This is a genomic window from Fibrobacter sp. UWCM, from assembly GCF_900129735.1.
Classification (GTDB): Bacteria; Fibrobacterota; Fibrobacteria; order Fibrobacterales; family Fibrobacteraceae; genus Fibrobacter.
The window spans coordinates 1-4,880 of the sequence record NZ_FQWR01000051.1 but is presented as its reverse complement, the minus strand read 5'-3'; the positions used below and the strand labels follow the sequence as shown (position 1 = coordinate 4,880).

General features: G+C 39.0%; 5 protein-coding genes. 1 reads left to right on the top strand and 4 read right to left on the bottom strand.

Annotated features, from left to right (window positions below):
- Positions 1–59: 59 nt before the first annotated feature.
- The 3 genes from BUB22_RS15830 to BUB22_RS15820 all read right to left on the bottom strand — a co-directional run bounded on the left by BUB22_RS15830 (position 60) and on the right by BUB22_RS15820 (position 3,554).
- Positions 60–923, bottom strand: coding sequence for a hypothetical protein (locus tag BUB22_RS15830; protein WP_073116636.1), 864 nt, complete (start codon positions 921–923; stop codon positions 60–62).
- Positions 920–1,612 (bottom strand): DUF2971 domain-containing protein, encoded by a 693-nt coding sequence (locus tag BUB22_RS15825; RefSeq protein ID WP_175547318.1) that lies wholly within the window; start codon positions 1,610–1,612, stop codon positions 920–922. The genes BUB22_RS15830 and BUB22_RS15825 overlap by 4 nt, the downstream gene beginning before the upstream one ends.
- A 409-nt stretch (positions 1,613–2,021) precedes the next feature.
- On the bottom strand, positions 2,022–3,554 hold the full coding sequence (locus BUB22_RS15820) for an RNA-binding domain-containing protein (RefSeq protein ID WP_073116633.1): 1,533 nt from the start codon (positions 3,552–3,554) through the stop codon (positions 2,022–2,024).
- A gap of 58 nt (positions 3,555–3,612) precedes the next feature.
- Between BUB22_RS15820 and BUB22_RS15815 the strand changes: the two genes are divergently transcribed.
- A complete protein-coding gene (locus BUB22_RS15815) occupies positions 3,613–4,047 on the top strand; it encodes a hypothetical protein (RefSeq protein WP_254794777.1) in 435 nt (144 codons plus the stop codon).
- Position 4,048: 1 nt separating this feature from the next.
- On the opposite strand, the gene BUB22_RS16515 is transcribed toward BUB22_RS15815, so the two are convergent.
- Complete coding sequence (locus tag BUB22_RS16515) at positions 4,049–4,510, bottom strand: hypothetical protein (RefSeq protein ID WP_139259060.1); 462 nt, start codon at positions 4,508–4,510, stop codon at positions 4,049–4,051.
- Positions 4,511–4,880 lie beyond the last annotated feature (370 nt).

Genomic DNA, 4,880 nt, shown 5'->3' with positions numbered 1-4,880 from the left:
TTGTAGTTGACTTTTGCCATTGTTTTACCTTTTTGGGGTTGCGCAATGAATATAGTAGCTTATGCTACCCTCTTATTAAACTCCTGCATGGTCCACAAATGCGGTTCAATCAACTCAGCAATAGCCCGAATAGAATAATTTTCATCAACACTACTTAGAATCTGACTATTTAAACGCAGCAAACAAACTGCAACATTTTTTTCAATCTTCACGAAATTCTGTATTAGCTCTTTTCCTTTTGTCGTCTTTTCTATTTCTATTCTTTCATATTTATCTTTACTAGGCAAATATGTGTCGAAATATATATCTTTTAGCGTTTGTGTTTCCGAAATACTAACCGTTGGATTTATGTCCCTTAATTGAGATGTCATATTTTTCTTCAAAAAATCAGCAATAAATTCAACATTTTCCTCAGCATAATTTCTCTTATCTTTACCATATTCTGACCAAGAGCCAACTGGTTCAGACTGAATCTTCCAAGAACTAGAAACCATTTGTTGTTTTCTCACATAAGAATGATTGGTTTGCATAGAATTATTACTACTCTTCAAAATAGATGCCGAAGAAAGCTGGTTTCTCCGCGTATTCAAATTGTCAAATAAAGAATCAACTTCATTTGAACCAGGCTCGTTCTCATCTCTTTTGAATTCAGAACCATAAAAGAAAAAGAAACCTATCATCAACACTGAAGATAGTAGTATTGATCCTCCCCAAAAGCCATATGGGGTTTTATTCCATTGAATAAGGGAAACAACAAAAATAATTGTCGAAATCAATTCTACAATAACCAAAATCGGAAGTTTTCCCTCTCGTTTTAACCTTGTAATTTTATCTACAACACCAGCAAACAAGCCTATAACAAAAAGCAAAACTACCAATCCAATAATTATAACAATTCCATATCCCACAATTGATCCAATCATTTTTCATCCTCCTCAAGATCCAGTTCTGCTTCTGCATTTTTTATTTTCTTTGATTCAAAAAGAGGCGAACGAAGAACCTGTACATTTTTTGCGCCAACAGATTCTAGCATATTCAAAATCATCGCCTTATAGAAATAGTAATCGGAAATGCTATAATGTGGAGAAATTGTGATTTTTTTTAAATCACCCCATTCAAAAGGAATGAACTTCACGACATTTTCTGTAGCCATTTTTTCCTTGGATATTTGGCAAGTAATACGCCATTCTCGTTCTGGCTTATATTGATTTCGTTTTACAAAAAGAAGTGGTTTGCCATTATTCAATGCATCAATATATTCATCATTAGAACAGTAATTCACTTTTTGCAATTTTGCTTCAGCATGTTCTACTCTTTCTTTTAATTTCTTCTTATCAAAAGCTAAGCGAACACCATACTTAGCAAATAAATCCCAATGAAAGCTGGTTCCGCATTTACTAGTAAAACAAGCTATGCCAACTACATCGTCAGCATCTGCACCCCGAATGGAATTTCTCAAATCATGTTGATCATTCCAATCCTGCGGACGAGGAATAGGAATTTCCCTTCTCATTAGGATTTCAGCTAACCGCTCAAACGGAATGTAGCGATATAGATATTTAGGAGGTCTTTCATCACCCTTGTCTTGATTCCTTCCGGTAGCTTTAGCCATAACAATCTCCATCGTTTACACCTATGGAGTTTCGCCCCAATTCAACAAAGAACTTCGCCAATTTTTGTATAAATACAAGAAAAGGCGTAGATCGCTGCGTTTACCACATTGAGGCTCTGCAATGCCTAAGAACGATAAACGCAAACGACCCACGCCCCAAACGGGCTGTTGCCCTTGGTCTAAACGACCAAAACCTGACCGAAAAGTCAGTACAGCAAACTGAAGTACACCGCAAAACGGCATACCTGCGTGAGCGTTCGCCTTGTCCTCGTTCTTGTGAAATTTGCAGATTTCAATGTGAGAACAAGAGCAAAAACTCTTTTACGCTTTAAAAATAACTTATATATTCAGAAAAAAGCCCTATTCAGCCCGAAATTTTTATAAAAAAGGCGAAAATTGCCTAAATTGGCTAATTCCGGCCATTTTTCAATACAATCCAACGTCCATTTCTATAGCCACCATCGCGAGCTAACTTTCCGTTTTTCATTAAAAATTCGGTATCTCGCTTAATAGTTCTTGTTGTCACACCAATTTCCTGAGCCATTTGAACTACTGTAATTTGCGGATTTTCGCGTAAAAAGGCCAAAATTCGGTTCTGGCGAGCCTCGGACTTTTTGGTGACATTTTTGGTGACATTTTTGGTGACATTTTCTTGTCCATTGAGCAAAACAATGTCACCACAGCCTTCATGAACAGGGATAAACACGTTGATAAAGTCGCGTTCTTCGTTCGTTTCGATAACTGCACGAGGCGAACCATTGTTTTTCAGTTCACGCTGAATGGTCGGAATACCGGTAGAACGCCCTTCCGTCAACTCTAGTTCTTTCAAAAAATCGCCAAGGCGACGGTTACGATAGCGTCTGGATATTAGCTTATCCCCCGCTTCAATGGCGGATTCTGGAATAGTACGATTAGGCCCAGGGAAACTAAGGATATGAATTCCTTCCGGCTCAACCGAAATTTCAACCGGTTCATACTGCTGGTAGTCACGATGATACAGTGCGTTCACAATCGCTTCTTCCAAAGCCTGAATTGGATAATTGAAGAAACGGAGGCTTTCGGGAACATCCTTCTGCTTTACGACATATTCGCGAATGAGCGTGTTTTTCAGATAGGTCAACGCTCCCTTCACCTGCTGCGGGACACTCCCGTAAATAGTTGTCTCACTAAAATTGTCAGGTCCGTTGACACGGCCTTCTGGGAAAATGACTATATCTGTCTGTGCATACTTAAAGAACTTTTCTGGATGTTCGCAAAACATCATTGCGGCCACATTCTTCAGCATCCTATTCTCGATCGGGCCAGCCATCAAATCCATCTGCTCTAAAGTTTGTTCAAGAGGCTGCTTGAAAAGGTCCTGTTCCAACTTGCTGTTGACTTTCGCCAGATAATCGCGAAGCAAAATCATAGAGATGTCAGACAGGGCTATACTCGGATTAGGGCGTTCATCAAACGGAATGCGATTAGCCATATCCCGTAACTGATCAAGAGCTTCGCCTTTTGCAACAATGGAACTTGTTCCAGAACGAATATAATAAGCCTTCTCGGACTTTCCCTTGACCGTCACATCTGTTGGGATTGCATAAGGCCTGTTCACTCCGCTAGGAACCCAAATTGCCAATACATTTTTCCCATCAACAAATTCTACGGATGTTCGCGGCAAATAGTACGGGTCAAACTTATTGTTGAAGCCCACCATATCCTTTAAAATGCGGTCTATTTCCTCATCTTTGACACCGTAAACAGGTCGTTTAGCAACGCCTTTTTCATTCTGTTCAACACCAACAAGAATGTAACCGCCACCTAAATTGTCAAAATCGTTGGCAAACGCACAAATTGAATGGTAAATAGAGGTCGGATTCCAACCTTTCTTAAACTCGATTCTATCGCTTTCGATTTTCTGTTTGTTCAGAAGCGTTTCAATATCGACAGGCATTGACATAGTGTGGTCAATATACATTTTTTTGTATGCAAGGGCAATATTTATGTATAATTGGGGTATGATGAAACCGGCTAAAAAAGTTTTTGTTTCGGGTTCAAAGTCCATTTCGGCATTGAGCATTGAATTCTTAGAGCATCTTTCACACGCAGTTCAGGAAAGATCCGAAATCTTAGTTGGCGACTGCTATGGAGTTGATGCAGCCGTCCAAAAGCACCTTGCAGACATCAATTATCCGAATGTGACCGTATATTGCAGCGCAGAGAAACCAAGAAACTTCTTCTTAGAAAAAGGGGATATTCATTCTTGTATAGAACTTTCGAAAGGCCTCACCGGACGAGATTTCCAATATGTCAAGGATATTGAAATGAGCAAAGACTGCGATTACGGCATAGCTCTTTGGGATTCAAAAAGTATAGGGACAAGCGAAAATATCAAGCGACTACGCAATCTCGGGAAAGAAATGATTGTATGTACCATAGACGGCGGCAAATAATCTATCGTTTAGTCCCCTTTAATCCTTTGCTTGCATAAAAACAATGAATACATTCTGCCAATTCTTCATCGGATAGATGGAGTAAAGCTTGATACACATCGCCTTCGAAATTTGGGTCTTTTTGCTTTACTCGATTCCTGATATCTTTATGCAAAGATTTATCAATAACGATGTATTCTGGCCAAGGTTGCACATCATTTGTAATCGATTGCCTAGCAGAACGCATACCTTTAAGAAACTCTGTTTCGCTTATTAAAGGATTCAAGTAGCCTCTACTACCAGAACGATTAGGACGATTGCGCCTTTTTTGTTCAAAAGAGAACTCCAACGCTTCTGGATCTGACATTTTCTTTATTTCGCTTTTACTCGCAGAACGAGCTGCCTTAGTTTTTGCGCGATGCGAAGCGGCAGCATAGCGAATGCCCGGACACTTGTGTGCATGTGCTTTTTCAGTTCGACTCATAATCTCTCAAATAATTCATAAATACATGATTCTATAAAGAAATGTCATACGTAACATAAAAACATTTCAAATCCATATTGACAATGTCGCTATACGAATAAAGACTCATGTTAGGTTCTTCTATTAAGTTGCACAGATACTTCGTCATTCCATTTTCTACAAAATATTCATAATTCAGCCAATTGCCCCATGCTTCATAAACGAAATGCTCCTTATCTTGCGGATTATCCGGTTCTTGACCATCACCAAAAGAAAACCATTCAAGGGAGTGCCAAGAAGATGTAAATTTCTTTCTGTAAAATCAAAAGAGCCTGAAATTTTGCGCTTTTGGGCCCTATAAACAAAAAGTGGAGTTTCCACATCCTATTTT

Coding starts and splice junctions, on each gene's coding strand:
- BUB22_RS15830 (WP_073116636.1), bottom strand. CDS start 923: ATGATTGGATCAATTGTGGGATATGGAATTGTTATAATTATTGGATTG.
- BUB22_RS15825 (WP_175547318.1), bottom strand. CDS start 1,612: ATGGCTAAAGCTACCGGAAGGAATCAAGACAAGGGTGATGAAAGACCT.
- BUB22_RS15820 (WP_073116633.1), bottom strand. CDS start 3,554: ATGTCAATGCCTGTCGATATTGAAACGCTTCTGAACAAACAGAAAATC.
- BUB22_RS15815 (WP_254794777.1), top strand. CDS start 3,613: ATGATGAAACCGGCTAAAAAAGTTTTTGTTTCGGGTTCAAAGTCCATT.
- BUB22_RS16515 (WP_139259060.1), bottom strand. CDS start 4,510: ATGAGTCGAACTGAAAAAGCACATGCACACAAGTGTCCGGGCATTCGC.